Source organism: Arthrobacter sp. 01N442 (genome assembly GCF_056399345.1).
The window spans coordinates 75542-102146 of the sequence record NZ_JBFTRD010000003.1 but is presented as its reverse complement, the minus strand read 5'-3'; the positions used below and the strand labels follow the sequence as shown (position 1 = coordinate 102146).

The window sequence follows — 26605 nt, the reverse complement described above, 5'->3', positions numbered from 1 at the left end:
AGGCTGCCGGACATTAACAGGGCATGAGCTTGCAAACAATGGGGGAACGCGTGGATCTGGAGAGGGAAAGTCGGTTCCTGGCAGCTCACGAATCGACCCACGACCGCATCTACCGCTATTTCCGGCGCAGGACGGACGGCGCCGCCACCGCGGAGGACCTGTCCGCTGAGGTTTTCCGGATCGTGTGGGAGAAGTCTGGTCACGGCGACGACCTCTCGACAGTCGTCCTTTTCGGCGTGGCGAAGAACGTGCTCCGAAACCATGACAGGTCCGTCTCCCGGTCTGCCGGGCTCATCGGCGCTTTGCGGTTGGAACGCCTCCATGAAACCCCCGCGGAGGGATCCGATGTCCGGGATGGCATCGACTCCTTGGCCCCGAAAGAGCGGGAAGTGTTACTGCTGACGTACTGGGACGGACTGACCGCCGTCGAAGTCTCCCAGCTCCTCAACACCTCGGCGACTGCCGTGCGCATGCGACTGCACAGGGCCCGCAAGGAACTAGGGCGGATACTCCAGAAACAGGCAGTGCCGGAAGGAGTAACAGAATGAGACAGGACCAAGCTGCCGCCGAGCTGCTATCAGCCGCCGATCCCGCACTCACGATCACCGAGGACGAGCTGATCCGCAGCCGCCAGCGTTCGCTGTCATTTGTGAACTCCGAGGTCACTCACATCGCCGTGGGCGGATCTGTCGAAGACTTCCACCACGATTTCCGCCGCGCGCCGGCACAACGTCACTGGGGCCGCATCGCCGCCGCCGGACTTGCGGCCGCGGCGGTCGCCGCCTGCGTAATCGTTGCCGCAGGTATCTCGCCGGCGCCGGACAACACGGCGGCGGCTCCGACTATCGCAGGGGCCAGCACGACGGCGTCACCGGCCGGCTCCGGGAAGTCTTCCCTTGCGGGGCCTATTGTGACGGATTCGTTTGGGAACGTGGATTACTACACCACCGTCTCCGGTGAAACGTCTGCAGCAGTGGCTGAAGCCTTCGGCATCCCCGAGGCGAAACTCGCCGAATTCAATGGCCTCGAGCCCGGGGCGCCGCTGGCAGCAGGGACGAAGCTTCGCCTGATCCCGGCTCCGGGTCCGATCATGGGCGCGAAGGGGACAGCCACCGTCGACGGAAACGGCATACCCACGAGCTACACCATCGAACCCGACGACACCTTGGACGGCATCGCCTACCGGTTCGGCATCACGGGGGAGCAACTGGCCGAAGCGAACAAGGTCCCGTACGTGTACGAGAAGGGCAACGTCTACTTTGTCCGTGCCGGGAGGCATATCCAGCTGCAGAAGAATCCCGTCGACAGCCGATCCGGTGGGGGAACCAGCGTCACCAACTCATTCGGGCAGGCCATCTTCTACACCACCGTCGATGGCGATTCCTTCGACAGCCTCGGCTACAAATTCCGCTGCACCACCAACCAGTTGCTGCAGTACAACCGGTCCCTGGCCGCGGACCAGGCCATCCCCGCGGGGACCAGAGTGAGACTCATCCCCGGCGAACTCAAGATCGACGGCGCCCAGGGCACCTTTACCGCCGACGCCGACGGCGTCCCCCAGACCTACACCACCGCGGCCGGGGACACCGAACGCCAGATCTCCTTCCGGTTCGGACTGTCGGAGCAGGCGAATCTGGAGTGGGCGAACCGGCCGCTCACCGGCACCGACCGCGTCTGGTACACCTTCACCGACTTGCCCTCGGGGGAGCTGGCCCCGGGCCAGACGATCAGCCTCAACCTGACCAAGCCCCTCCACAAATGACCGCACCGCTTACCCGCTGAGCACGTCCTGGCGTTCGGCGATCTCGGCCCTGACCGCGGCCAGCACGGCCTGTACCGGCGCCGAGCGCAGCGATTCCGCCCTGGCCACAGCCCAGATCGGCAGCTGCCGCTGGAAGTCGTCCGGCAGCACCGGCACGAATCCTGGTTTGCCGACGACTAGGAAGTTCGGCAGCAGCCCGATCCCGGCAGCGCGGCGGACCGCCTCCAGCTGGGCGAAGATGCTGGTGGCCTGGAAGCTTGAGCGCGGCATTGGCAGCTGGGTGGAGCGGTGACCGAGCTCAGCCACCTGAAGCGCCGACTCGACGTAGGAGACGAAGCCGTGCTGCCGGACGTCGTCGAGCGTCACCGGCAGCCCGTGCTCAAGCTCGTACTGCGGGCTGGCGTAGAGTCGCAGGAAGTAGTTGGACAGGAAAATGGTCTGCGCGTTGCTGACGTCCAGGTTCCCCACTACCACCTCCAGGTCCACTCCGGAACGGTTCTGGCTGACCTTCCGGGTGGCGCTGAGCATTTCCACGTTCAGCAGGTGGTGCTCGCGCTGCAGCCGGACCAGGGCCGGCGCGACGAATTCCGCGCCGAAGCCATCCGGGGTGCTGATCCGGACCATGCCGGAGAGCACGTCCTCGGTCCGGGCAATCCGGCCCGACAGAGCGGCCAACGTGCCCTCGATGGTTTCCGCCGCCGCCACCGCCTGGGAGCCCAGCTCGGTAAGTTCCCAGCCATGCGGGCTGCGCTCGAGCGTCCGGCCTCCCAGTTGCTTGTCCAGGGCGAGGATCCGGCGCGAGATGGTGGTGTGCGTGGTGCCGAGGGTCTCGGCGACGGCGTTGAACCGGCCCAGCCGGGCCACCGTCAGCAGGATCAGCAGATCGTCAGGACTGGGGAGCCGCTTCAGGTCCATCCTTGGTCTTACCCTTCCGAACAAATCTGGCCATCAATGTGCATCGTTGCACATGGCATCTTCACTTTTTCCCCTTGATTGCACTGTAACAGGGTGTGATGGTGGACACGGAACAACCGGCCATCGGGCCGGACACAATGCAAAGCAAAGGAGCTTATGCCATGGCAGTTGTCGCCTGGATCGGACTGGGAAACATGGGCGGGTTCATGTCGGTGAACCTGGCCAAGGCCGGAAACGAGGTCCACGGATTCGACCTCAACCCCGAGGCCGTCGCCGCCGCGGAAGCCGGGGGAGTCAAGCCTGCCGGCAGCATCGCCGAGGCCGTGGAGGGCGCCGACGTCGTCTTCACAATGCTCCCCAAGGGCGAGCACGCCCGCGCCGTCTACCTTGGCGAGGACGGCGTCCTGGCCCACGCCGACACCAGGACCCTGCTGGTGGACTCGTCCACCATCGACATCGCCTCGGCCCAGGCCCTGCACGACGCCGCCGCGGAAGCGGGATTCCGCTTCGTTGACGCCCCGGTCTCCGGCGGCATGAGCGGCGCGAAGGCCGCCACGCTGACGTTCATGATTGGCGGTGAGGCCGACGCCGTCGCAGACGCCACCGAATACATCCGTCCGATGGCCGGAAACATCATCCCCACCGGCGGCGCCACCACCGGGCAGGCCGCCAAGATCTGCAACAACCTGATGCTCTTCATCAACCTCGCCTCCACGGCCGAGGGCGCCGTCCTCGCCGACCGCCTGGGCCTGGACAAGCAGGTCTTCTGGGACATCGCCTCCGTCTCCTCCGGTGACAGCTGGGCGCTGCGCACCTGGTACCCGGTGGCCGGCGTCGTGCCCACCGCGGCCTCAAACAACGACTTCGCGCCGACGTTCACCGCCGAGCTCGCCAACAAGGACATCGGACTGGCCATCAGCGCCGCCAAGGACACCGGCACGCCGCTGGAGATCGGCGAGCACGTCCAGACGCTTTTCCAGCGGCTCATCGACGGCGGCCAGTCCGGCACCGACTGCTCCGCGATCGTCAAGCTGGTCGACGGCTCCTTCGAGTCTGCCAAGTAGCCTCCACACCTTGTAGAAAGAGACCCACCCATGGAACGCATTCCGCACTTCATCAACGGCGCCCTCGTCTCCGACGCCGAGCGCTACGGCCCCGTCTTCAACCCCGCCACCGGTGAGCAGGAGAAGGAGGTGGCCCTCGCCTCCGCCGCCCGCGTCGAGGAAGCCATCGCCGCCGCGCGCGCCGCACTGCCGGGCTGGCGGGCCACCAGCCTGGCCAAGCGCACCAGCATCTTCTTCAAGGTCCGCGAACTGCTCATGCAGCGCCGGCCCGAACTGGCGGCCCTGCTGACCAGCGAACACGGCAAGGTCCTCTCCGACGCCGAGGGCGAAATCACCCGCGGCCTGGAGAACATCGAGTTCGCCACCGGGCTGTCCCACGCGCTCAAGGGCGAACGCTCCGAGCAGGTCTCCGGCGGCGTCGACGTGCACTCCGTCCGCCAGCCGGTGGGCGTCGTCGCCTGCATCACGCCGTTCAACTTCCCGGCCATGGTGCCGCTCTGGATGATCGGCAGCGCCCTGGCCTGCGGCAACACCGTGCTGCTCAAGCCGAGCGAGAAGGACCCGTCCTCGGCCATCTTCATCGCCCAGGTCTTCGCCGAGGCAGGCCTGCCCGCCGGCGTGCTCAACGTGGTACACGGGGACAAGGAAGCCGTCGACGTGCTGCTCGAGCACCCGGACGTGAAGGCCGTCAGCTTCGTGGGCTCGACCCCGATCGCCCAGTCGATCTACAAGCGCGCCGCCGATCACGGCAAGCGCGTCCAGGCCCTGGGCGGGGCCAAGAACCACATGGTGGTGCTGCCGGATGCTGACCTGGACATGGCTGCCGACGCCGCCGTCTCCGCCGCTTACGGCTCCGCAGGGGAGCGCTGCATGGCGGTGAGCGTGCTCGTCGCCGTCGGAAACATCGCGGATGATCTTGTGGACGCCATCAAGACCCGGATGGCCACGCTGAAGATCGGCCCCGGCACGGATCCGGCCTCCCAGATGGGTCCGCTGATCACGGCCGAGCACCGTGACAAGGTGGCTTCTTACGTGGCCGGCGCGGCGGACGAGGGCGCCTCCGTGGTGGTGGACGGCCGGGAGCAGGAGTTCGACTCCAACGGCTTCTTCATCGGCGTCAGCCTGATCGACCACGTCAAGCCGGGCATGAAGGTCTACGACGACGAGATTTTCGGCCCTGTGCTCTCGGTGGTCCGCGTCGAGACGTACGCCGACGCCGTGAAGCTCGTCAACGACAACGAGTTCGGCAACGGCGTGGCCATCTTCACCCGCGACGGCGGCGCCGCCCGGCAGTTCGAGTTCGACGTCGAGGCCGGCATGGTGGGCGTCAACGTCCCGATCCCGGTACCGGTAGGGACGTTCTCCTTCGGCGGCTGGAAGAACTCGCTCTTCGGCGACACCCACATGTACGGCCCGGAGAGCATCCGCTTCTACACCCGCGGCAAGGTGGTCACCACTCGCTGGCCGGATCCGTCCACCTCGGTGATCGACCTCGGTTTCCCGCAGGTCGACTAGCCTGGCTAGCCGTTCATGATCTCCGCGCGCTGGGCCATGTAGTCCTCCATCGCGAGCTCGCCGTTGCTGTACCTCTGGTCCAGCTCGGCGAGCTTGCGGGCGCGGTAGCCCTGCGGGCCAGACGGCGCCGGCGGAACGCCCGGGGAGAACGGCTCTGGGGAGGGTGCCGGAACAGGTGCAGGTGCCGGCGGCTGCCATTGTTGCTGCCATTGTTGCGGCGGCGCAGCCTGCGGCGGGTTGTGCAGGTACTCGGGGCTGTCCTCGTACGGGACGGGGTACTGCTGGTTCATCGGCGGCTGGTTGGCCGGGGGCTGCGGGGCGCCCAGCTGGCCGAACCCGCCGAAGTAGTCCCGCTGGGTGAACCCGTCCCGCGGCTGGTTGCTCTGCTGCCCTGGAAATTGGCCGGGAAATTGGCCGGGAAATTGGCCCGGGTACTGACCGGGGAATCCGCCGGTCATGCCCGGATCCTGGTTCCGTCCGCGGACGGACTTGCGGTACAGGCGCAGTGCCGCCGGAACCACGAAGGACAGAAGGATGATCCAAAAGAAAATGCTCACGGTACCGGGCCTCTCAAAGGGTGTCGTTCCAGCTTAACGCGCAGGGCCCGTCCCGGGTGCCGGGCGGTGCGCCGCTGCCGGGCCGCCCGGTTCCGCTTAGGACCTCAACGCGTCCTCGGATCCGGGCGGTCCCTCGCCCGAGCCGAGAGGGACCCCGGGGCCGAACACCGGCCCGGCCAGCGGCCGCTTAGCCGTAATGCCATCGCCGGAGGAACGGTGCCGGAGCCGGCGTACCACCCACGGAACGAAGTGCTCGCGGGCCCAGATGAGGTCCCCGGTGCGTGCCTCGCGCCAGCTGCGCGGCGGCAGCGGCTTGGGGGAGAGCGGTTCCAGGGTGTGCTGGACGTTGAGCGAGTCCAGCACCATGGCCGCGATGGTGTGGTGGCCCAGCGGGGAGAAGTGCAGCCGGTCCGCGTCCCACATCTGGGGGTCGTTGAGCTGCCGCAACGACCACATGTCAGCGATGACGGCATCGTGCCGGGCTGCCACGGTGCGCAGGTTCTCGTTATAGATCGCCACCTTGCTGCGGATCCGGCCCAGCACCGACGAGCCGGTGTCCGGGCCGTTGAACAGGACCACCGTTGCCCCGCCCAGGCTTAGGATCTGGACCACGGAGTCGAGCCGTTCGGCCAGGGCATCCGGGTCCCCGCCGGGCCGGATCAGGTCGTTGCCGCCTGCGGACAGGGTCACCAGGTCCGGCTTGAGCGACAGGCAATGGGCGAGCTGCTGGTCCACGATCTGCTGCAGCAGCCGGCCCCGCACGGCGAGGTTGGCATAGGCAAAATCCTCGTGGCCGCGGCTCAATTCCTCGGCCACCCGGTCCGCCCAGCCGCGGTGCCCGCCCGGACTCGCCTGCTCCGGATCGCCGATGCCTTCGGTGAAAGAGTCGCCCATGGCCACATAGCGGGTCCACGGGTGGTTGACGGTCCGGTCCGGGAAATTGTCCAGCGATTCAGTTTCGGTCACCTTCATATCCTGCACTCTTTTCCCAAAGCGGCGCCACCGTATCTGGTGACCCTCAGCTAACTGTAAGAATGGAGCCATGACTGAAGCCGCCCGTTTCCCCGCTGCCTTCCCCGCTCCCGTCGTCCTCTGGTCCCGGCCAGAAGAGGACCGTGCCGGCAGGCCCCTGCTGGTGCTGCTGCACGGCTACGGCGCCAACGAGCAGGATCTGTTCAGCCTGGCGGAGATGTTGCCGGCGGAGTTTGTGGTGGCCTCGCTGCGGGCCCCGCTCGTCTCCGGCCCCGGCTTCACCTGGTTCCCGCTTACGGCGTCGATCGAGTATTCGCTCGACGCCGTAAAGCACGCCGCTGCCTACGTAGAGGACTGGATCGACTCGGTCAGGGCGGACCACCCCTCGGTGACCCTGCTCGGCTTCTCGATGGGCATGGCCATGGCCACGACCCTGCTGCGGCAGCGCCCGGACGGCTATGCCGCCGTCGTCGGACTCTCCGGCTTTGCCGTCGACGCCGGCGCGGATCCCAGCTTCCACGACGGCGAACTGGACGGAACCGTGCCGATGTTCTGGGGACGCGACCAGCAGGACCCCGTGATCACGCCGGACAAGATCGAGTTCACCATGGGCTGGGTACGCAAGCACGTGAAGCTCACCAAGGTCCTGTACACCGGCATGTGGCACGGCATCAACCAGCAGGAGATCGGCCACGTCGGCGAGTTCCTCACCCACGAGGTGCTCAACAAGTAACCCCGGCGGGGGGTCGGGCGCAGCTAGGCGCTGCTAGGCTCCACTGAGCGTGGCGATCCGCACCGTCTGGCCGTTCACGGTGACCGTGTCGCCGTGGTGCAGCTGGCGTCCGCGGCGGTCATCGATCTCGCCGTTGACTTTCACCAGACCGTTCTTGATCAGCTCGGCAGCCTCCACCCCGTCCTCGACCAGGTTGGCCAGCTTCAGCAGCTGGCCCAGCCGGATCATCTCGTCGCGGATGGGAATGTCTTCAATCTCCGGGTTGCTCATACAAGCAATAATGCCTGACCAAAGGTGGCACCAATGACCCACGCTCCGCGGCTTCCCCTGCCTGTCGGACTTCTCCTTGCCGTTTTGGCCGGACTTTTCGTCCCCGTCCAGGGCCGGATCAACGGCGCCCTGGGATCCGTCCTGGCTGACGGCCTCGCCGCCGCGGTGGTCAGCTTCAGCGTCGGCCTGGCGCTGATGATCGTCGTCTCCCTCGTCCTTCCGAAAGGGCGCGCCGGGCTGGCTCAAGTCCTGCCAGCGCTGCGTGAACGCCGGTTCCCGCGCTATTACGTGCTCGCCGGGGGCATCGGCGCATTCTTCGTCTTCGCCCAGTCCTTCACGGTCGGGCTGCTCGGCGTCGCCCTGTTCACCGTCGCCGCCGTCACCGGCCAGACCCTCAGCGGATTGCTGGTGGACCGGATGGGGATCGGACCGGCGGGGAAGAAATCCATCACCGGCATCCGGGTGCTCGGCAGCGTGCTGACCGTCGCCGCGGTGGCCTGGGCCGTCTCGCCGCGCTTCGACGGCAGTGCGGCGGCCGGCCCGTCCGGGGCCACTGGGGCCGAGTCCAGCCCGCTGCAGCTGCTGGTTCCAGTGATGCTGCCGGTGCTCGCCGGTTTCCTGATGAGTTTTCAGCAGGCGATGAACGGCACCGCCACCGTGCACTACCGCACGCCCATCACCGCCACCCTGGTGAACTTCATCGCCGGCAGCGTGGTTCTCTGGGCCGCCTGGCTGATCAAACTCGCCGTCGCCGGCCCGGGCCACGCCCTCCCCGCCGAGTGGTGGTACTACCTCGGCGGCCCGATGGGCTGCATCTTCATCGGCGTCGCCGCCTTCCTGGTCCGCGGCCTGGGCGTGCTGGTCACCGGGCTCGGCATGATCGCCGGGCAGCTGCTCGGTTCGCTCGGCCTGGACCTGGCCCTGCCGGTGCCCGGCACCGTCGTCGCGCTGCCCACCGTGCTCGGCACCCTGTTGACGCTGGCCGCCATCGTCCTGGCCAGCCTGCCCTGGTCCCGTGGAGCCCTCAAGAGGTAGCAGCGCGGGTAGGCTAGGAGTTTGCATCACACCGTTCGCAAGACCCCGCCCGGCAACCAGCCGGTGACCCGGGGCTGACAGCACGGACCGCACCCAGCGGCCCTGTAGAAATTGGAGTTCCCATGGCAGCAAAATCCGTACTCGACCAGATCATTTCCCTCGCCAAGCGACGGGGTTTCGTCTTCCAGGCCGGTGAAATCTACGGTGGCTCCCGTTCTGCCTGGGACTACGGTCCCCTCGGTGCCGAGCTGAAGGAAAACATCAAGCGCCAGTGGTGGCAGTCCGTGGTCCGCGGCCGCGAGGACGTCGTCGGCCTGGACTCCTCGGTGATCCTGCCCCGCCAGGTCTGGGAAGCGTCCGGCCACGTCGCGGTCTTCTCCGATCCGCTGGTGGAGTGCCTCTCCTGCCACAAGCGCTACCGCGCCGACCACCTCGAGGAAGAGTACGAGGAGAAGAAGGGCCGTCCCGCCGAGAACGGCCTCAAGGACATCGCCTGCGCCAACTGCGGCACCCGCGGCGAATGGACCGAGCCCCAGGAATTCTCCGGCCTGCTCAAGACCTACCTGGGCCCGGTGGCCAGCGAAGAGGGCCTTCACTACCTTCGTCCCGAAACCGCCCAGGGCATCTTCGTGAACTTCAACAACGTGCTCACCACCTCGCGGAGGAAGCCGCCGTTCGGCATCGGCCAGATCGGCAAGTCCTTCCGCAACGAGATCACGCCGGGCAACTTCATCTTCCGCACCCGTGAGTTCGAGCAGATGGAAATGGAATTCTTCGTCGAACCGGGCACCGACGAGCAGTGGCACCAGTACTGGATGAAGGAACGCATGGCCTGGTACACCGGCCTGGGCATCCGCGAGGAGAACCTCCGCTTCTTCGAGCACCCGCTGGAGAAGCTCAGCCACTACTCCAAGGGCACCACGGACATCGAATACCGCTTCGGTTTCCACGGTTCCGAATGGGGCGAGCTCGAGGGCATCGCCAACCGCACCGACTTCGACCTCTCCACGCACTCGAAGGCTTCCGGCCAGGACCTGAGCTACTTCAACCAGGCCACGAACGAGCGCTACACCCCGTACGTGATCGAGCCCGCGGCCGGCCTCACCCGTTCCTTCATGGCCTTCATGATCGACGCCTACACCGAGGACGAGGCACCGAACGCCAAGGGCGGCGTCGACGTCCGCACCGTGCTCAAGCTCGATCCGCGCCTGGCTCCGGTCAAGGCGGCGGTTCTCCCGCTGAGCCGCAACGAGGACCTGTCCCCGAAGGCCAAGGACCTCGCCGCGCAGTTGCGTAAGAACTGGAACATCGAGTTCGACGACGCCGGCGCGATCGGCCGCCGCTACCGCCGGCAGGACGAGATCGGCACCCCGTTCTGCATCACGGTGGACTTCGACACGCTCGAGGACCAGGCCGTCACCATCCGCGAACGCGACACCATGAGCCAGGAGCGCGTCTCCTTGGACAAGGTGGAGGGCTACCTGGCCGCACGGCTGATCGGCGCCTGAGCATGGCGATTGAATACCGTGAATGGCGCGAGGGCGATGACCTCGCGCTGCTGGAAATGTGGGGCGGTCCGGAGACGGACCAGGCCCGGCAGTTCCGCGGCGCCCTGGCGCCCTCGGGCAACAGCCCGTGGCGCCGCTGCATCGTGGCCGAGGACGTCGTCGACGGTGTCGCCATCCCCGTTGCGGCCGGCGTGGTCCATGAGGCCTCGCTGCACCCGGAACGCCTCTGGGTGTATATCGAGGTAGCCCGCGACCACCGCCGGACCGGCGTCGGCTCGACGCTGCTGGCCATGCTCCGGCACGAGGCCGAGCATTCGCCGTCGGGCGTCTCCCGGCTCCGGACCAAGGTGGAGCCGGGCACGCCCGGCGCGGCCTTCGCCGAGGCGGCCGGCCTGGCCCCGATCCAGCGGTCCCGCCTGGTGGTCGTGGAGCCCGGCTCCCTGAAGCTGCCGGTGTTCGGCGACGGCTCGGAGTCTGCAGCCTCGGAGCAGGTGGAGGACCTGGCCACCGGATCGGTGGAGCTCAGCGACGTTGTTGGCCGTTATTACACGGCCGTGCACCACTGGGACAGCCCCGGCGAACTCGGCATCGCCACCGTGCAGCGGCTTTTCCTGGACGATCTCAGCGGTGCCCACGGCGCGATCGTGCTGCGCGCACCCAAGGCCAGTGCCTTCGGCGCGGGCGTGCCGGCCAGCAGGAAGGGCCGGATCCAGGCGTTCGCGGTCAGTTACGCGCAGGGCGGCCCGGACCTGGGCGGCCCTGAGGAGGGCCACGCCGCGAAGTCCGGCGAACCGTCCGACGTGTTCCTGGGCCATGACCCGGAGCTGTCCGACGACGACGCCCGTGCAGCGGTCCGCGACCTGCTGGCGCTGATCGCGTACCAGTACCCGGTGCTGCTGGAACTGGACGACGCGATGACGGCGCTGCGCGCCGTCGTCGAGCCGCTGCTGGAGAACGGCAAGGCCCGCCAGACCGGCGCCGAGACGCTGATTGTCTCCGACCCCGCCTAGCGTCACAACGCAAAAAACTGACCCGCAGCGGTTGTCGCCTCAAACGACAACTACTGCGGGTCAGTTCGGTTAACGCTGTGGACAGGGGAGCGTTCGGCCTAGCGGCGCCGGCTGCGCGCGCGCCGCGGTCCTTCCGCCTCCTCCAGCCGCTGCCGCTCCGCCTCGGTGGGGGCCCCGCCGCCGAGCGCGGCCGGCATCCACCAGGCCCCTGGCTCGGGCCTGAGCGGGAAGTCGGCGATGCCGGCGTCGATTCCGCGCTGCAGGGCCTGGCGCAGCGCCTCGGTTGCCGCCGGGACGTCCAGGCCCGGTGCCGGGGTGATGGGCTCGCCGACGTGGACGCGCACGGGGGCCCGCCAGGCGCGGAGCGGGGAGAAGCCATGGTGCCGGGTCATGATCCGGTGCGCGCCCCAGACCGAGACGGGGATGATGGGTACGCCGGCCTCGGCGGCCATCCGCACGGCGCCGGTCTTGCACTCACGCACCTCGAAGCTGCGGCTTACCCCGGCCTCGGGCAGGATCGCGATGTATTCGCCCTCGCGGAGCTTCTGCACGGCGGCGTCGTAGGCGTGCGCCCCGGTGTCGTAGCCGACGACGACGTGCCCGGCGGCGCTGACGGCCGGTCCGGCGAACCAGTGGTCCGCCGCGCCCTGGGTGATCAGGAATCGCATCTGGGCTTTGTTGTGCCGCCACAGCAACAACTCGGCGAAGGCGAAATCCAGGTAGCCGAAGTGGGTAATCGCGACGACGGCGCCGGTCCCCGGGACGGCGCGGCGTGAGGAGCCAAGCTGCTGGTTCTCCGGCTGCTGGTTCTCCGGCTGCGCCGGGGGGAGGTTTTCCCGGCCCGTGACGACGACCCGGATCTGGAACAGCCACCGAAGTACCTGCCCGGTCCGGACAATCACCCGGTAGAAGCGGTCGTTGGGCTGGGGTCGCCAGACCCGGCCGCCTGCCGCCATGTCAGCGGCCGCCGGTGTTCTGCGGACGCGGGCCCGACTGCGCGTCCAAGCCCTGCGGGTCCTGGCGCCGCGGCGGCCAAGGCAGGAAGCCGGAGGTCGATTCGACGTATTCCTTGTAGCCGGGCCGGTCGGACATGGCCTTCTCCGTCAGCGGCTTCCCGGTCTTGCCGGCCAGTGTCCAGATCATCAGGGCGGGGGAGAGGATGGTCAACACGCCGGGCCAGGAGTCCGCGGCGACCAGGAACAGACCGGCCCAGACGGCGGCGTCGCCGAAGTAGTTCGGATGCCGGGTGTACCGCCAGAGGCCGGTGTCCAGTACGGTGCCGCGCTTGGCCGGATCGGCTTTGAACCGCGCCAACTGCCAGTCGCCGACCGTCTCGAAGACGAAGCCGACAATCCACACGAGGACGCCCAGCCACGCCAGCCAGCCCAGGGAGCCGGTGCCGAACATGCCGACCTGGATGGTGAGTGAGACAAAGAACATCACCAGGCCCTGCGGCAGGTACACGCGGCGCAGGGCGTAGGTGTTGCGGGAACCCGGGGCGGAAGAGAGCATGTCCACGTAGCGTGGATCTTCATGGCCGCCACGGGCCCGGTGCCCGATGTGGACGGCCAGCCGGATGCCCCAGATGGCAACGAGGGCCAGCAGCAACAGGCGGCGGCCGCCGTAGCCGTGGCCCGCGGACAGGGTCCAGGAGACCGCGGCCGCCACCACGAAGCCCAGGCCCCAGACGGTGTCGATCACCGAGTGGCGGTTCTGGCGCACGGCCACGGCGAACGTCACGGCCAGCAAAGCCACCAGGGCCAGCGCCACCCACGGCAGGCTGGCCAGGAAGTCACCGAACGGGAAGGCCGGCATCAAAGCACCACCGGAAGGCTGGCGGCGGCGGGGAGAACCTGGCGCAGCGCGTCCGTGCCGCGGAGTTCGGCGCCGGCGCTGCTGCCGAAGGCCTCAAGAACGAAGCCGTTGGCGAGCGAGTTCCAGAGCCGGACCCGGCGGAACATGAAGTGGCCGGCGCCCTTGAGCGATACGTAGTCGATCGACTCCGCCACACCCTCGGCGCGCCGGGCGTAGGCCAGCGAATTCTTGGGACTCGTCCAGCGGTCCTCGTTTCCGTGCACAATCAGGACCCGGCGTCCGGCGACTGGTTCCACCGGGGTGGATGCATCAAGCCACGGGGCCAGCGCGACGACCGCTTGCACCTGGGGGTCGTCCGCAACACAGAGCGCGGTGAGGCCGCCCATCGAGTGGCCCAGCAGGTAGACCGGCACGCCGGGATGTTCCAGACTGATCTGGGCGAGGGCCCAGCGGGCGTCCTGCACCGGGGACATGTTGGGCCCGTTCCAACCCCGGTACCGGTTCCGGAGCGTCCAGACGGCCAGCCCGTGCGGGCCGCCCTCGTTTCGGAGCGCCTGGGCGAAGGGCAGCATCCTGGCCGGGCTGAGGTGCCGGGCCCGGACGGCCTCGAAGCTGTCCGCGCGGCCGCCGTGCAGCACCAGGGCGACGCCGCTGGTCTCACCGGCGGCGTCCGCGATGCTCAGTTCGGCCCGGGCCGCCGGGCCCGCTCCGGCCCTCTGGTGCTCCCGGTCGTCTGTCTTGCGTCTGGCCACGTCTGTGTCCTCCACCTCGATTAGCTACCTGCAATTACCAACAATAAGTTGCGCTGCGGCGTTCCCGACCGCGATTCCACCGGCTGGTTGCCCGTGGGAAATTCGGAGCGGTGGCCGGGAAGGATGGGAGCCCTTGACTACCCCCGGGCCAAGGAGTAGGCCTGTGCTCGTAAACCTCCGGACGCCACGCCGGCTGGGAGCACAGATCACCGTCCGGGTCGGAAATCACGACGAAATCGACGGTACAGAAAATGAACGAAACCGACTTCGAAGGCCTGCGCGGCCAGGTCCGCGGGCAAGTCATCACGCCCGGCGACGCGGACTATGACGAGGCGCGGACTGTGCAGAACGGCATGATAGACAAGCGCCCCGCTGCGGTGCTCCGGGTGTCCCAGGTGGCAGACGTGATTGCGGGCGTCAACTTCGCCCGGGACAACGGCCTCGCCGTGGCCGTCCGCGGCGGTGGCCACAGCGGCCCGGGATTCGGCACGGCGGACGACGCGCTGGTGATCGACTTCGCCCGCACCCGCGGTGTCCGGGTCGATCCGGCCGGCAAGACGGCCAGGACGGAGGCGGGCGCCACGTGGGCCGACTTCAACCACGCCACCCATGCCTTCGGACTGGCGACCACCGGCGGCGTCGTCGGATCCACCGGGGTGTCCGGGCTGACCCTCGGCGGGGGCATCGGCTATCTTGACCGCAAATACGGGCTGAGCTGCGACAACCTCCTCTCCGCCGACGTCGTCACCGCGGAAGGCAAGTTCCTGACGGCCAGTGACAGCGAGAATGAGGACCTCTTCTGGGCGCTGCGCGGCGGCGGCGGGAACTTCGGCGTCGTCACCTCGCTGGAGTTCCGCCTGCATCCCGTGGACATGGTCCACGCGGGCATCATCATCTACCCCGCGGAGCACGCCGAAACGGTGGCGAAGTTCTACCGCGAGCACATGGCGTCCGCGCCGGAAGAGTTCGGCGCCTTCCTCGCCTTCCACCAGGGCCCGCCCGTCCCGTTCCTTCCGGAAGAATGGCACGGGAAGCCGGTCTGCATCGTCGTCGGCATGTGGACCGGGGACCCGGCCGAAGGGGCCGCCCGCTGGCAGCCCTTCCTCGGCGCCGCGCCGGTGGCAGGATCCATGGTGGGCCCCATGCCATACCCGGCGTTGAACTCGGCCTTCGACGGGATGTATCCCAAGGGCCTCCTGGCGTACTGGAAAGCGGCCTTCCTGACCGAACTCAACGACGGCGCCATCGACGCCCACCTTGACTACGGCCGCCGGGTTCCCAGCGTGCAGACAGCCGTGCACATCTACCCGATCGACGGCGCCGTGCACCGGGTGGGGGTCACGGACACGGCATTTCCCAACCGCAACGCCAAGTTCTCCCCGGTCATAGCGTGCCACTGGGAGGATCCGGCGGACAGCGAGGCGAACATCGCCTGGGTGCGGGACTACGCGGCGGCGCTGCAGCCCTTCTCCGAGACCGCCGGCTACATCAATTTCATGGACGGCGACGACATGAACCGCGTCGCGGACAACTACGGACCCAACTACGCCCGGCTGAAGGAAGTCAAGGCCAAGTACGATCCGCAGAACCTGTTCCATGTAAACCAGAACATCGTGCCGGCCTAGCTGTATACCTAGCCGGGCGGTGCCGACGCCGTAGAGTTTTCGGCCTGAGGTTGAACTGCTAGTGGGCGCCGGACATTCACACACCCGAGGGCATTTCGACCCGACACCCCGCGCGCTCGCCGCACGGAAGAAGGCCAACTGGATCCTGGCCGCCGTCCTGGTGCCGCTGACGCTGCTGACCATCGTTGCGATGGTGCTGCTGTGGCCCTCGGGCAGCAAGGAGGGACTCAAGCTGTCCAGCCCCTACGCGGCCGCGCCCGGTGTCAGCTTCGACACCGGAAAGATCCAGCGCGTCGTCGTCGCCGGCTGCATGGATGCCGCCGCCCAGCCGGGGGCCCCGGCCGCAGCCGGGCCCGGCGAAGGCTCGCAGTGCACCTTCGCCTACACGGAACCGGACAAGGGCGGCAACCCGGTCAAAGTGGTGATCAACCCCGACGTCGCCAAGTCGCACGGCGTCAAGGCCGGCGACGACATCCGCTACCTGAACCTCTCGAAAGCCCAGGGCGCCGGCGCCCAGGGCACGCCCGCGTACGTGTTCGTCGACTTCGTCCGGACCCTTCCCATCATCCTGCTCGCCGTCCTCTACGCCGTCGTCGTGATCGCGGTGGCGCGCTGGCGCGGCCTGCGTGCCCTCATCGGCCTGGTCGGGGCCTACGCCGTGCTCGTCACCTTCATGCTGCCCGGCCTGGTCGAAGGCAAGCCGCCGCTGTTGCTGGCGCTGGTCGGATCCACGGTGATCATGATCGGCGTGCTGTACTTTGCCCACGGCTTCACCGCCCGGACCTCGACGGCGTTGCTGGGCACGATGTTCGGCCTCGGCATCACGGCAGCCCTCGCGGCTTGGGCCACGGACGCGGCGAACCTGGCCGGCGTTGGCAACCACGACGCCGCCACGCTGGCCAACGTCTCGGACCACATCTCGATCTCGGGGATCATCCTCTGCGGGCTCATCATTTCCGGGCTAGGCGTGCTCAACGATGTCACGATCACCCAGTCCTCCGCGGTGTGGGAACTGTGGGAGCTCGCGCCCGGGACATCGGCGCGGAAACTGTTCGCCTCGGCCATGCGGATCGGCCGGGACCACATCGCCTCCACGGTGTACACCATCGCCTTCGCCTACGCCGGCGCGGCCCTGCCGATCCTGATCATCGTGATGCTCTATGAGCGGCCGCTGGGCGACGCCCTGACCAGCGCCGAACTCTCCGAGGAGGTCATTCGCACCCTCGTCGGTTCCATCGGACTGGTCCTGGCCATCCCGGTGACCACGCTGATCGCGGTGCTCGTCGTCAAAGCCACCGGGCTCAAGGGCGGCAACGCGGTGGAGGGCGGCACCGGCGGCAGGCCCGCCGGTGCCGGCGCTGCTGGCACCCCGTCCCGGCGTGCTTTCGACGGCGGTTCCGAAGGCGGTCCCGACGGCGGTTCCGACGATGGAAAATCGGATGCCGGCGCCGCCGGGTCGGCACTGCCGAGCCGCCGCGGCCGGCGGGCCGCCGTGCGCGGCTGACAACGGCGGAGACCGGCGTCGGGCTGACCGCGATATCCACATAGCCGTGCCGGATCCTGCCGATTTGCCCGGCTTTGAGACAATGGACGGGTGACTGTTGTAGCAACCCCTCCCGCCCCCAAGCTGGAACTGCCGCCCCTGAAGCTGGGCCCCCTCACGGTGGACACCCCCGTGATCCTGGCCCCGATGGCCGGCATCACCAACTCCGCCTTCCGCAGGCTCTGCCGTGAATACGGCGGCGGCCTGTACGTGGCGGAGATGGTCACCTCCCGCGCCCTCGTGGAGCGCACGCCCGAATCCCTGCGCATCATTTCGCACGACGAAGACGAGAAAGTCCGCTCCGTCCAGCTCTACGGCGTGGACCCGGTGACCGTGGGCCAAGCTGTGCGGATGCTGGTCGAGGAGGACCGTGCGGACCACATCGACCTCAACTTCGGCTGCCCCGTGCCCAAAGTAACCCGGCGCGGCGGCGGCTCGGCGCTGCCCTGGAAAACGGACCTCTTCACCTCGATCGTCCAGACCGCGGTCAAGGAAGCGTCCAAAGGCAACATCCCGCTGACCATCAAGATGCGCAAAGGCATCGACGAGGACCACCTCACCTACCTCGACGCCGGCCGCATTGCCCGCGACTCGGGCGTCGCCGCCGTCGCCCTGCACGGGCGCACCGCCGCGCAGTTCTACTCCGGCAAGGCCGACTGGTCCGCCATCGCCCGGCTCCGCGAAGCGCTCCCGGACATCCCCGTCCTCGGCAACGGCGACATCTGGTCCGCCGAAGACGCCGTACGGATGGTCCGCGAAACCGGCGTGGACGGGGTCGTGGTGGGACGCGGCTGCCAGGGCCGGCCGTGGCTGTTCGGCGACCTCATGGCTGCCTTCGAGGGCAGCGACCTTCGGCACACCCCGGCACTGCGCCAGGTGGCCGAAAGCATCTACCGCCACGCCGAACTGATGGTCGAGACGTTCGGGGACGAGGGCAAGGCCCTGCGCGAGATCCGCAAGCACATGGCCTGGTATCTCAAGGGCTACGTGGTGGGCAGCGACCTGCGGCACCGGCTGGCGCTCGTGACCAGCCTGGAAGTGCTCCGCGACACGCTCGATGAGCTGGACCTCGATTCGCCCTATCCGGGGGCCGACGCCGAAGGCCCGCGTGGCCGCGCCGGATCACCCAAGAAGCCTGCCCTGCCCAAGGACTGGCTGCTCAACCGCAGCCTCGATGCCGAGCAGTCCCAGGACATCTCCTTCGCCGAGCTGGACGTATCCGGTGGCTGAAACCAGGACAACGGCGCCGGTCCTCGACGGCTACGTGGACCGGGACTGCGCCCGCTGGGTCGAGGAGCCGCCCAAGAGCACCTACCGGTCCGACTTTGAACGCGACCGCGCCCGTGTGCTGCACTCCTCGGCGCTGCGCCGGCTCGGGGCCAAAACCCAGGTGGTCGCCCCGGACACGGACGACTTTGTCCGCACCCGGCTGACCCACAGCCTCGAGGTGGCACAGGTTGGCCGTGAACTCGGCCGCGCCCTGGGCTGTGACCCCGACGTCGTGGACACCGCCTGCCTCAGCCACGACCTCGGCCACCCGCCGTTCGGCCACAACGGTGAATCGGCGCTCAACGAGGTGGCACACGCGATCGGCGGCTTCGAAGGCAACGCCCAGACCCTGCGCCTGCTGACCCGGCTGGAACCCAAGGTGCTGGCACCGGACGGCCGCCCCGCCGGGCTTAACCTGACCCGCGCCAGCCTCGACGCCGCCGCGAAATACCCGTGGTCGGCAGAGAACGCCCCCGTCATCCACGGCCAGCGGACCAGCAAATTCGGCGCCTACGAGGACGACCTGCCGATCTTCGACTGGATCCGCGAGGGCGCGCCCGAGCGCCGCTCCTGCCTCGAGGCCCAGGTCATGGACCTCGCGGACGACATCTCCTACTCGGTGCACGACGTCGAGGACGCGATCGTTGCCGGGCACTTCCAGCTGCGCTGGATGGACAACCCTGACCACCGTGCCAGGGTGGTGGGGTATGCCAAGCAGTGGTACCTGCCGCACAACGATCCATCCGCCATCGACGCGGCCCTCGCCCGGCTGGAGGCCACCAGTGTCTGGGTCCGCGAGGCCGACGGCAGCCGGAAATCGATGGCGGCCCTCAAAGACATGACCAGCCAGCTGATCGGCCGGTTCTGCCAGAGCGCGCTCGAGACCACCCGCGCCGTCTACGGTCCGGAGAACCTCACCCGCTACAACGCCGAGCTCATCGTCCCGGACGAAACCGTGATGGAGATCGCCGTGATGAAGGGCCTGGCCACCACCTTCGTGATGACCACCGAACACCGCCAGCCCATCTACGAGCGCCAGCGCGAGGTCCTGCACGCGCTCGTGACCGCGCTCAGCGCCAGCGGCGACCGCCACTTGGAGCCGATGTTCGCCGCCGACTGGCGCGCCGCGGAGGACGACGGCGCCCGGCTGCGCGTAGTCATCGACCAGGTGGCGTCGCTGACCGACGGCTCGGCGCTGGCAATGTACGAACGACTCGTCGGAAGCCTGCCGTCGCTGTGGTGACGGTGCGGGTGGCGGGCGCCATAGGCAGCCGTCCGGCGTCGCACCCTGGGACTAGGATGGCATCGTGGCCGGCCTGATCAAACGTGAAGATATCGACGAGGTGCGCCAGCGCACCGACATCAAGGAAGTCGTCGACGGCTATGTGACCCTCAAGGGCGCCGGCCTGGGGTCCTACAAGGGCCTGTGTCCCTTCCATGATGAGCGCTCGCCCTCGTTCACCGTGCGCCCCCAGGTGGGCCGCTACCACTGCTTCGGCTGCGGCGAAGACGGCGACGTCATTTCGTTCGTGCAGAAACTGGACCACACCACCTTCCACGAAGCAGTGGAGAAGCTCGCAGCCCGGATCGGTTACGAACTGCGCTACGAGGACGGCGGTTCGGGCCCGAACCGGGAGGAAATCGGCCGCCGCCAGCGGCTGCTCGACGCGCACAAGATCGCCGACGAATTCTTCCGCGCCCAGCTGCTGACTCCCGGGGCCACCGAAGGCCGGAACTTCCTCTACGGCCGCGGCTTTGACCGTGCCGCCTCGGAACAGTTCGGCGTCGGCTACGCGCCGCAGGGCTGGGACTCGCTGCTCAAACACCTCCGCGGCCGCGGCTACACCGACGCGGAACTCAAACTGACCGGCATGTTTTCGGAAGGTGGCCGGGGGATCTACGACCGTTTCCGCGGCCGGCTGATCTGGCCCATCCGCGACATTGCCGGCGACACCATCGGCTTCGGCGCACGCAAGCTCTACGAGGACGACCAGGGTCCCAAGTACCTCAACACCCCCGAGACCGCGCTCTACAAGAAGTCGCAGGTCCTGTATGGGATCGACCTCGCCAAGCGGAACATCGCCAAGGACCGCCAACTGGTGGTGGTGGAGGGCTACACCGACGTGATGGCCTGCCACCTCGCCGGGATCACGACGGCGGTGGCCACCTGCGGCACCGCGTTCGGCACCGAGCACATCAAGATCGCCCGCCGGCTGCTCTCCGACGACGGCAGCGGGGGAGAGGTCATCTTCACCTTCGACGGCGACGCCGCGGGCCAGAAGGCGGCGTTGCGCGCCTTCGAGGAGGACCAGCGCTTCGTGGCACAGACCTACGTGGCCGTGGAACCCGGCGGATCCGACCCCTGTGAGCTGCGCCAGGCCAAGGGCGACTCGGCCGTCCGGGACCTGATTGGCACCCGCCGGCCGCTGTTCGAATTCGCGATCCGTGCCACCCTGCGGCGGCACAACCTGGACACGGTCGAGGGGCGGATCGCGGCACTGCGCGAATCGGCTCCCGTCGTCGCCCAGATCCGGGATGCCGGCATCCGGCCCGCCTACGCCCGCGAACTCGCCGGCTGGCTGGGAATGCCGGTCGAAGAAGTCAGCCGGGCCGTTGGTGCCGCGGCCAAACGCAACGCCCAGGGGACGTCCGGCGGAGCCGGGCAGGGATACGGGCAAAACCAGGCGCGCCCGGCCGGAACGGCCCCCGGCGCCGCCCCCGGAGTGGCGCCGCTGCCGCCGTCGGCCACGCTGCCGGCCTTCAACCGGCCGGACCCGCGCGATCCCGTGGCCGCAATGGAACGCCAGGCGCTCGAGGTGGTGCTCCAGCATCCTTCGACCCTCGAGGGGGCGACGTGGCAGCGTTTCTCCGAGGCGCGGTTCTCCACGCCTGCCTACCTGGCGATCCACGAAGCGATCCGTGCCTCCGGTCCGGGTTCCATCGGGGACCCTGCGCGGTGGGTCGAGCAGCTGCTGCAGGAGGTCCCGGAGCCGCTCCGGCCGCTCGTGTCCGAGCTCGCCGTCGTGCCGCTGCCCGCAAGCACCGCCGAGGCTGTCCAGCGCTACTGCCGGGACATCCTGGCGCGGCTGTTCGAGCTGCAGATCACCCGGGTCAAAGCCGACAAGATGGGGCAGTTGCAGCGCCTCGACGCCGCGGCGGACCCGGAAGCATTCCAGCGGCTGAACCGGGAACTCATGGAACTGGAGATGCAGCGGCGCTCGCTCCGCGCGGATTCCTGATCCTCCGCGGGTGATTGGGCCGGCGGCTGGCCCTGCTGTGCACTACGGGGCCCAATTTCGCTTCCCGGCACGGTGTTTGCTAGGCTTATATCCGCTTCATTCCTCCTTAGCTCAATTGGCAGAGCATTCGACTGTTAATCGAAGGGTTGCTGGTTCAAGTCCAGCAGGAGGAGCGCACAGTCCCCGTTCCGGGTCACCGGAACGGGGACTTTTTGTATACCCTGATGGGGTATGTGACTGGGACGGAGCGGGCGCCCGCCGCGTCCGCCGCCGTCGATTTCCCTAGCGGTAAAACCTTTGCTAATGTCATACCTGCTTCATTCCTCCTTAGCTCAATTGGCAGAGCATTCGACTGTTAATCGAAGGGTTGCTGGTTCAAGTCCAGCAGGAGGAGCGGACAGGTCCCGCGGCCGGTGAATAATCGGCCGCGGGACCTTTTTTCTTGCCCCGGTAACGCATCCCGGTGACGCGGGAGACTTCAGACGAAGAACATTTCGACCTGCAGGAAGCGCTCCGCCTCGGCCACGGCGGCCTGGAAGGCTTCCTCTGCGGTGGGGGACTGCCGCGGCTCCCGCGGATGCCACTCGTGCGCGGAGGAATGTACCCGGGTGAAGCCTCCGCGCGGCGGCGCGTAGAAGATGCCAAAGCGCTGCACCGGCCATTCCGGCGATGTCTCGAGGGCTACCAGCAGGGCTGAGTCGTAAGCGGGGTTGTACCATTGCGCGATCGGCCGTCGCCGGTCCTCGGTGAACAGCCCGGCCGCGTAAAGGGCAGCGGACTGGGGGCTCGTTTGCGAGCACAGCCGCTCCCACCACAGAGGCAGAATACCGTCGTCGCAGCGCTGCCACGTGGCCGGTAGGGGAGGAGGATCCTGCCAGTCAGGCACACCACAACTTTATCGCCAGCTGCAGGCCGCGAACAGGGCAGCATGGCACCCCCGCACCCTCTGTCGTGCCCCGGCCGCCGGACATGCTCACAGCTGCCACGCAGCACCGGACATGCCCGTCGTGTACGCCCGGGCTAGTGGATCGAGGGCACGGTCCGCGGCCGGACTACGAGCCACAGGGACGCAGCCGCCAGCAGGATGCAGCCAGCCTGGACCGCTCCCATTGGCGTCGCCGAGCCGAGGCCCAGCCAGCCGACCACGGGGGAAATGATGCCGGCCATCAGGAAGGTCGCTGCACCAAGCAGGGAGGCCGCAGTCCCGGCCTGTGCACCGTGCTTGGCCAGGGCCAGCACCTGGACACAGGGGAAGGTGAAGCCCGCGCCCAGGATGTAGAGCCAGAGCGGCACCATCACACCCCACAGGCCGAAGCCCAGCTGATCGAAGAGCACAATCAGCAGGGCCATCAGGAACATCCACGCCGTCGAGCAGGCCAGGATCCACTGCGGCGGGACGCGCTTGATGAGCCGGGAGCTGGTCTGGACCCCGGCGACGATCCCCAGCGAGTTGATGCCGAACAACAGGCCGTACTGCTGCGGTGAGAACCCGTACACACCTTGGAACAGGAACGGGGAGGCCGACAGGTACGTGAACAGGCCGCCGAAGTTCATGCCGCCCAGCATCAGCATGCCGACGAAGATGCGGTCGGCGAAGAGGACCCGGTAGCGCTGGCGCATGGTCAGGCCGCTCGTCCCGCGCAGCTCCTTGGGCAACGTCTCGCGCACCACAAAGAGGGCCGCGATGATCACGCAACTGCCGTAGCTGGCGAGGAAGAAAAAGATGCCGGGCCACGGCATGAGCAGCAGCAGCTGGGATCCGATGACGGGTGCCAGGATGGGGGCCAGGCCGTTGACGAGTGCCATCCTGGAGAACATCCGGACCATCGCGTAGCCGCTGAAAAGGTCCCGCACCATTGCCATCGCCACCACGCCGCCGCCGGCAGCGCCGATCCCCATGAGCACCCGGAACAGGCCCAGCGTGCCGATGTCGGTAGACAGGGCGGCCCCGAGCGAGGCTCCGATGTGAACCCCGGTGGCCAGGATCAGCGGAAGCCGCCGGCCGAACTTGTCGCTCAGCGGCCCCACTACAAGCTGGCCCAGGGCAAAGCCGACGGTCGTGCCGGTCAGGGTCAGCTGCACAGCCGCCTCGGTGACACCAAAACTCGCCTCCAGAGCCGGGAACGCCGGAAGGTAGAGGTCCACCGTGAACGGCCCAAGGGCCGTCAAAGCGCCGAGCATCAGGATGTAGAGGAGCTTGCGACGGCGGCTCAGGGAATCCCCGGGATTGCTGGGTGTATGCACAGAGGACAATCCTAGGGCCAGCACGGGACAGCCCGCCGCACGCCGGCGCCGCCCGCCACGCCCGTCCCCACGAGCGCAGGCGGGACGCCGCCGGGACCCTGAATGGTAGTTTTGACACCTGGGAGTGCGTGAAGCCGCGCAGACCCGGCAATCCAGCGGAAGCGGAATCACAGATGGCACCAGTTAGGCGGAACCGATGAGCGGACGGCACACCGGCAGGACAAACGGGGGGCTGCGCCTTTCGGCGCTGCCCAAAACCCTGAAACTGATCTTCAAGCTGGCACCCCGGCAGCTCAACGACGAAATCGCCTTCGCCAAGGCCGAACTCAAGCGCAAGGGCATCCAGCTCGGCGTCGCGGCCGCCTTCTTCGGCGTCGCCCTCGTCTTTGTCGCCTTCCTCGTGATCGGGCTCATCGTGGCGGCCATTATGGGCCTCGCCACCATCATGCCGGCGTGGCTCGCCGCCCTGTTGGTCTGCGCCGCCTTCCTGGTGATTGCCCTGATCGTTGGCCTGATCGGCTACGGCCGGTTCAAGAAGGCCATGCCGCTGCTCCCCGAGGAGACCATCCGCGGCCTGAAGTACGACCTTGGCATCGCGAAGGAAGGCTCAGCGTTCGACGCCGCCGTCCTGGACCCCAACTCCCCGCAGGCCAAGGCAGCGAAAGCAGCCAAGGAAGAAGCCGCCGCGAAGGCCAAAGCTGAGAAGGAAGCCAAGAAGGCAGCCGAACAGCCCGATCTGGGTCCTGCCCCGACCGAGGGTGAGCTTCGGCGCCGCCTGGACCAGCGCCGGCAGCACCTCACCGGTGTACGCGACGAGCTCGGGCAGGAACTCGACTTCAAGACCCAGGCCCAGGCCCTCCTCGCCGCCACCCAGAACAAGCTGGAAGAAGGCAAGGAACTCGTGGATGACAAGATCGCCGGGTTCCGCAGCCAGGCCAAGGCTTCCAGCGAAAGGGCAGCCGGGTCCGCCGGCGCCAACGAGTCCGGCATGTCCGGAGCCGCCGCCGAGCTCGGCAAACGCTGGAAGCCGCTGGCAGCCCTCGCCGCCTCGACGACGGCCCTCGTGATCCTGCTGCGCCGACTGCTCAAAGGCTAGGCTCCACCCTGGACTCCGACACTAACTCGTTGCCGGCTGTGGAAAGGGGGAACGGATGAAGTTCATCGGCGCTGGCGCACGCGCCGGGCAGCCCCAGATCCATCACGACCTGGTCTTCACCGTTCCCAACCTGCTGACCGTCGTCCGGTTCCTCGGCGTGCCGCTCTTCATCTGGCTGGTCCTGGCCGAGCAGGAGTACGGCACCGCCGCGCTCGTGCTGGCAGTGATGGCCAGCACGGACTGGGTGGACGGCTACATCGCCCGCCGCTTCAACCAGATGTCCAAGCTGGGCCGCGTCATGGATCCCATCGCGGACCGCCTCTCCCTCATTGCCGTGGCCGTCACCCTCGTGATCGCCGGCGTCGTGCAGTGGTGGTACCTGGCCGCGCTGCTGGTGCCGGACCTGGTGTTGCTCGTCCTCTCGCTGTCCTACTTCCACAGCCATCCCGACCTGCCCGTCAGCCGGATCGGCAAGATCCGTACCGGGCTGTTGCTGGTCGGCACGCCGCTGCTGGTGCTCTCCAAGCTGCCCGTCCCCGGCACCGGCGCTTACTTTGTGGCTGCCTGGATCTTCCTGGGGCTGGGCCTCGTGGGGCACTGGATCGCGGCCTACAACTACTTCTGGGCCATCATCCGCAAGGGCCGGGACCTCACACAGGGCAATGCGGCCGGGAACCTCCCCGGACAGCGCAGCGGAAACGACATCGACGACGGCGGCCTCCGCTGATGGTCTGGTTCGCAGTTGTGCTGGCGGTACTTGGCGCCTTCTTCCTTGCCTTCGGCGCCCAACGGCAGGGGAGCGCGGTCAAAGCGGACACCGGAGGGCTGGCGCTCAGCTCCCACGGGTTGCTTCGCCTGATCCGCAACCCGCGCTGGGTCCTGGGGCTGCTGCTGCTCTGCGTAGGGACGGCGATGAATGCCGTCGCCCTGGTCTCGGCGCCGCTGACCGTGGTCCAGCCGATCGGGGCGATCGCGCTGGTCATCACCACCGTCATCAATGCCAAGGACCAGGGGCTCAGCATGAACCGGGCCACCGTCGTGGCCATCAGCTCCTGTGTCACCGGCTCGGCCCTGTTCGTGGTGCTGGCGGTCAATGTCACGCAGGAAAACCACCACGTGAGCGGTTCGGACGAGCTCACCATCGTGCTGCTGCTGGCTCTGGCCGTGAGCCTCTTCGGAACACTCGCGCTGCTGTTCAAGCACCGGATGAGCGCCTTCGTCTATATCCTCGGCGCGGGCGTGCTGTTCGGCTTCGTGGCGGTCCTGACGCGCATCATCGGCAAGCACCTCGTCGATCCGAACGGGATGTTCCTGCTCAACGTCCAGTGGTACACCCTGGTCGCGATCCTCGCCGCCGGCGGCCTGGGCTCCTGGTTTGTGCAGAGCGCCTACTCCGGCGGTCCGCCCGACCTGGTGATCGCGGGGCTGACGGTCATCGACCCGATTATCGGCATCGCGATCGGCATTGTGATCCTGGGGGAGCTGCGTCCCGACGTCCACGCCGTGACGGCGATTGCCATGGGCGCGGCCGCACTACTTGCTATCGTGGGAGTGATCGCCCTTTCCAGGCACCACCCCGAGGTCACCAAGCGCAAGAAAGACGCGCGGAAGGCCGCGGGCAGGCCGTCCTAGGGCGGCGCCACAGACTTCCGGCGCAGGCCCGCCGCCTGCGTCGACGGCC

At 67.9% G+C, this 26605-nt stretch carries 25 protein-coding genes and 2 tRNA genes; 18 read left to right on the top strand and 9 right to left on the bottom strand.

The features are described from left to right. The first annotated feature begins 23 nt into the window (after positions 1-23). The gene (locus tag AC1DNC_RS06215) at positions 24-548 is read left to right on the top strand and encodes an RNA polymerase sigma factor (protein WP_476861689.1); all 525 of its coding nucleotides are present in this window, start codon (positions 24-26) and stop codon (positions 546-548) included. Continuing rightward, the gene (locus AC1DNC_RS06210) at positions 545-1762 is read left to right on the top strand and encodes a LysM peptidoglycan-binding domain-containing protein (RefSeq protein ID WP_476861688.1); all 1218 of its coding nucleotides are present in this window, start codon (positions 545-547) and stop codon (positions 1760-1762) included. The genes AC1DNC_RS06215 and AC1DNC_RS06210 overlap by 4 nt, the downstream gene beginning before the upstream one ends. Before the next feature lie 9 nt (positions 1763-1771). Here the strand turns inward: AC1DNC_RS06210 and AC1DNC_RS06205 are convergent, their stop codons facing one another. Continuing rightward, positions 1772-2677: a LysR family transcriptional regulator gene (locus tag AC1DNC_RS06205; protein WP_476861687.1), complete on the bottom strand. Its 906-nt coding sequence runs from the start codon at positions 2675-2677 to the stop codon at positions 1772-1774. Between the two features lie 161 nt (positions 2678-2838). Here AC1DNC_RS06205 and mmsB point away from each other — a divergent pair, with 161 nt between their 5' ends. After that, positions 2839-3741, top strand: coding sequence for a 3-hydroxyisobutyrate dehydrogenase (gene mmsB / locus AC1DNC_RS06200; protein WP_476861686.1), 903 nt, complete (start codon positions 2839-2841; stop codon positions 3739-3741). 30 nt (positions 3742-3771) lie between these two features. Beyond that, the gene (locus tag AC1DNC_RS06195) at positions 3772-5256 is read left to right on the top strand and encodes a CoA-acylating methylmalonate-semialdehyde dehydrogenase (protein ID WP_476861685.1); all 1485 of its coding nucleotides are present in this window, start codon (positions 3772-3774) and stop codon (positions 5254-5256) included. Positions 5257-5261: 5 nt separating this feature from the next. Here AC1DNC_RS06195 and AC1DNC_RS06190 read toward each other — a convergent pair whose 3' ends face one another. Beyond that, the gene (locus AC1DNC_RS06190; protein ID WP_476861684.1) at positions 5262-5813 is read right to left on the bottom strand and encodes a hypothetical protein; all 552 of its coding nucleotides are present in this window, start codon (positions 5811-5813) and stop codon (positions 5262-5264) included. Positions 5814-5909: 96 nt separating this feature from the next. Beyond that, a complete protein-coding gene (locus AC1DNC_RS06185; RefSeq protein ID WP_476861683.1) occupies positions 5910-6785 on the bottom strand; it encodes an SGNH/GDSL hydrolase family protein in 876 nt (291 codons plus the stop codon). A gap of 70 nt (positions 6786-6855) precedes the next feature. On the opposite strand from AC1DNC_RS06185, the gene AC1DNC_RS06180 reads away from it, so the two are divergent. Next, positions 6856-7518: an alpha/beta hydrolase gene (locus AC1DNC_RS06180; protein WP_476861682.1), complete on the top strand. Its 663-nt coding sequence runs from the start codon at positions 6856-6858 to the stop codon at positions 7516-7518. Between the two features lie 33 nt (positions 7519-7551). Here the strand turns inward: AC1DNC_RS06180 and AC1DNC_RS06175 are convergent, their stop codons facing one another. Next, entirely contained in the window at positions 7552-7788 is a 237-nt protein-coding gene (locus AC1DNC_RS06175; RefSeq protein WP_476861681.1) for an RNA-binding S4 domain-containing protein, read from the bottom strand. 33 nt (positions 7789-7821) lie between these two features. Between AC1DNC_RS06175 and AC1DNC_RS06170 the strand changes: the two genes are divergently transcribed. The 3 genes from AC1DNC_RS06170 to AC1DNC_RS06160 all read left to right on the top strand — a co-directional run bounded on the left by AC1DNC_RS06170 (position 7822) and on the right by AC1DNC_RS06160 (position 11341). Continuing rightward, entirely contained in the window at positions 7822-8823 is a 1002-nt protein-coding gene (locus AC1DNC_RS06170; protein ID WP_476861680.1) for a DMT family transporter, read from the top strand. A 122-nt stretch (positions 8824-8945) separates the two neighbouring features. After that, on the top strand, positions 8946-10331 hold the full coding sequence (locus tag AC1DNC_RS06165; protein ID WP_476861679.1) for a glycine--tRNA ligase: 1386 nt from the start codon (positions 8946-8948) through the stop codon (positions 10329-10331). Positions 10332-10333: 2 nt separating this feature from the next. Then, positions 10334-11341, top strand: a complete 1008-nt coding sequence (locus tag AC1DNC_RS06160) for a GNAT family N-acetyltransferase (protein WP_476861678.1) — start codon at positions 10334-10336, stop codon at positions 11339-11341. A 98-nt stretch (positions 11342-11439) separates the two neighbouring features. Here the strand turns inward: AC1DNC_RS06160 and AC1DNC_RS06155 are convergent, their stop codons facing one another. From AC1DNC_RS06155 to AC1DNC_RS06145, 3 genes are read right to left on the bottom strand one after another with little or no spacing between them, the layout of a single operon-like run. Continuing rightward, positions 11440-12297 (bottom strand): lysophospholipid acyltransferase family protein, encoded by an 858-nt coding sequence (locus AC1DNC_RS06155; protein ID WP_476861677.1) that lies wholly within the window; start codon positions 12295-12297, stop codon positions 11440-11442. 1 nt (position 12298) lies between these two features. Beyond that, positions 12299-13156, bottom strand: coding sequence for a DUF1295 domain-containing protein (locus tag AC1DNC_RS06150; RefSeq protein ID WP_476861676.1), 858 nt, complete (start codon positions 13154-13156; stop codon positions 12299-12301). Further along, entirely contained in the window at positions 13156-13908 is a 753-nt protein-coding gene (locus tag AC1DNC_RS06145) for an alpha/beta hydrolase (protein ID WP_476861675.1), read from the bottom strand. Before AC1DNC_RS06145 ends, AC1DNC_RS06150 begins: the two co-directional genes overlap by 1 nt. Before the next feature lie 251 nt (positions 13909-14159). On the opposite strand from AC1DNC_RS06145, the gene AC1DNC_RS06140 reads away from it, so the two are divergent. The 7 genes from AC1DNC_RS06140 (at position 14160) to AC1DNC_RS06110 (ending at position 21978) form a co-directional block, all read left to right on the top strand. Continuing rightward, positions 14160-15533 (top strand): FAD-binding oxidoreductase, encoded by a 1374-nt coding sequence (locus AC1DNC_RS06140; RefSeq protein WP_476861674.1) that lies wholly within the window; start codon positions 14160-14162, stop codon positions 15531-15533. Positions 15534-15594: 61 nt separating this feature from the next. Beyond that, positions 15595-17037 carry a YibE/F family protein gene (locus AC1DNC_RS06135; protein WP_476861673.1) on the top strand — a complete coding sequence of 481 codons (1443 nt, stop codon included), beginning with the start codon at positions 15595-15597 and terminating at the stop codon, positions 17035-17037. Between the two features lie 90 nt (positions 17038-17127). Beyond that, on the top strand, positions 17128-18306 hold the full coding sequence (gene dusB, locus AC1DNC_RS06130) for a tRNA dihydrouridine synthase DusB (RefSeq protein ID WP_476861672.1): 1179 nt from the start codon (positions 17128-17130) through the stop codon (positions 18304-18306). Beyond that, positions 18299-19588: a deoxyguanosinetriphosphate triphosphohydrolase gene (locus AC1DNC_RS06125; RefSeq protein WP_476861671.1), complete on the top strand. Its 1290-nt coding sequence runs from the start codon at positions 18299-18301 to the stop codon at positions 19586-19588. The genes dusB and AC1DNC_RS06125 overlap by 8 nt, the downstream gene beginning before the upstream one ends. Before the next feature lie 64 nt (positions 19589-19652). Then, a complete protein-coding gene (gene dnaG, locus AC1DNC_RS06120) occupies positions 19653-21584 on the top strand; it encodes a DNA primase (protein ID WP_476861670.1) in 1932 nt (643 codons plus the stop codon). 100 nt (positions 21585-21684) lie between these two features. Further along, positions 21685-21757, top strand: a tRNA-Asn gene (locus tag AC1DNC_RS06115). Between the two features lie 148 nt (positions 21758-21905). Continuing rightward, positions 21906-21978 (top strand) — tRNA-Asn (locus AC1DNC_RS06110). A gap of 84 nt (positions 21979-22062) precedes the next feature. Here the strand turns inward: AC1DNC_RS06110 and AC1DNC_RS06105 are convergent. Both AC1DNC_RS06105 and AC1DNC_RS06100 read right to left on the bottom strand, forming a co-directional pair. Beyond that, on the bottom strand, positions 22063-22470 hold the full coding sequence (locus tag AC1DNC_RS06105; protein ID WP_476861669.1) for a hypothetical protein: 408 nt from the start codon (positions 22468-22470) through the stop codon (positions 22063-22065). Positions 22471-22604: 134 nt separating this feature from the next. Continuing rightward, positions 22605-23828 carry a multidrug effflux MFS transporter gene (locus tag AC1DNC_RS06100; protein WP_476861668.1) on the bottom strand — a complete coding sequence of 408 codons (1224 nt, stop codon included), beginning with the start codon at positions 23826-23828 and terminating at the stop codon, positions 22605-22607. 196 nt (positions 23829-24024) lie between these two features. On the opposite strand from AC1DNC_RS06100, the gene AC1DNC_RS06095 reads away from it, so the two are divergent. From AC1DNC_RS06095 to AC1DNC_RS06085, 3 genes are read left to right on the top strand one after another with little or no spacing between them, the layout of a single operon-like run. Further along, positions 24025-24924, top strand: coding sequence for a phage holin family protein (locus AC1DNC_RS06095; protein WP_476861667.1), 900 nt, complete (start codon positions 24025-24027; stop codon positions 24922-24924). A 55-nt stretch (positions 24925-24979) separates the two neighbouring features. Then, the gene (locus AC1DNC_RS06090) at positions 24980-25651 is read left to right on the top strand and encodes a CDP-alcohol phosphatidyltransferase family protein (protein ID WP_476861666.1); all 672 of its coding nucleotides are present in this window, start codon (positions 24980-24982) and stop codon (positions 25649-25651) included. Further along, the gene (locus tag AC1DNC_RS06085; RefSeq protein WP_476861665.1) at positions 25651-26556 is read left to right on the top strand and encodes a DMT family transporter; all 906 of its coding nucleotides are present in this window, start codon (positions 25651-25653) and stop codon (positions 26554-26556) included. The genes AC1DNC_RS06090 and AC1DNC_RS06085 overlap by 1 nt, the downstream gene beginning before the upstream one ends. Positions 26557-26605 lie beyond the last annotated feature (49 nt).

Bases quoted from the DNA above. Each gene is read 5' to 3' on its own strand.
- AC1DNC_RS06215 (WP_476861689.1), top strand. From the start codon at position 24: ATGAGCTTGCAAACAATGGGGGAACGCGTGGATCTGGAGAGGGAAAGT.
- AC1DNC_RS06210 (WP_476861688.1), top strand. From the start codon at position 545: ATGAGACAGGACCAAGCTGCCGCCGAGCTGCTATCAGCCGCCGATCCC.
- AC1DNC_RS06205 (WP_476861687.1), bottom strand. From the start codon at position 2,677: ATGGACCTGAAGCGGCTCCCCAGTCCTGACGATCTGCTGATCCTGCTG.
- mmsB (WP_476861686.1), top strand. From the start codon at position 2,839: ATGGCAGTTGTCGCCTGGATCGGACTGGGAAACATGGGCGGGTTCATG.
- AC1DNC_RS06195 (WP_476861685.1), top strand. From the start codon at position 3,772: ATGGAACGCATTCCGCACTTCATCAACGGCGCCCTCGTCTCCGACGCC.
- AC1DNC_RS06185 (WP_476861683.1), bottom strand. From the start codon at position 6,785: ATGAAGGTGACCGAAACTGAATCGCTGGACAATTTCCCGGACCGGACC.
- AC1DNC_RS06180 (WP_476861682.1), top strand. From the start codon at position 6,856: ATGACTGAAGCCGCCCGTTTCCCCGCTGCCTTCCCCGCTCCCGTCGTC.
- AC1DNC_RS06175 (WP_476861681.1), bottom strand. From the start codon at position 7,788: ATGAGCAACCCGGAGATTGAAGACATTCCCATCCGCGACGAGATGATC.
- AC1DNC_RS06170 (WP_476861680.1), top strand. From the start codon at position 7,822: ATGACCCACGCTCCGCGGCTTCCCCTGCCTGTCGGACTTCTCCTTGCC.
- AC1DNC_RS06165 (WP_476861679.1), top strand. From the start codon at position 8,946: ATGGCAGCAAAATCCGTACTCGACCAGATCATTTCCCTCGCCAAGCGA.
- AC1DNC_RS06160 (WP_476861678.1), top strand. From the start codon at position 10,334: ATGGCGATTGAATACCGTGAATGGCGCGAGGGCGATGACCTCGCGCTG.
- AC1DNC_RS06155 (WP_476861677.1), bottom strand. From the start codon at position 12,297: ATGGCGGCAGGCGGCCGGGTCTGGCGACCCCAGCCCAACGACCGCTTC.
- AC1DNC_RS06150 (WP_476861676.1), bottom strand. From the start codon at position 13,156: ATGCCGGCCTTCCCGTTCGGTGACTTCCTGGCCAGCCTGCCGTGGGTG.
- AC1DNC_RS06140 (WP_476861674.1), top strand. From the start codon at position 14,160: ATGAACGAAACCGACTTCGAAGGCCTGCGCGGCCAGGTCCGCGGGCAA.
- AC1DNC_RS06095 (WP_476861667.1), top strand. From the start codon at position 24,025: ATGAGCGGACGGCACACCGGCAGGACAAACGGGGGGCTGCGCCTTTCG.
- AC1DNC_RS06090 (WP_476861666.1), top strand. From the start codon at position 24,980: ATGAAGTTCATCGGCGCTGGCGCACGCGCCGGGCAGCCCCAGATCCAT.
- AC1DNC_RS06085 (WP_476861665.1), top strand. From the start codon at position 25,651: ATGGTCTGGTTCGCAGTTGTGCTGGCGGTACTTGGCGCCTTCTTCCTT.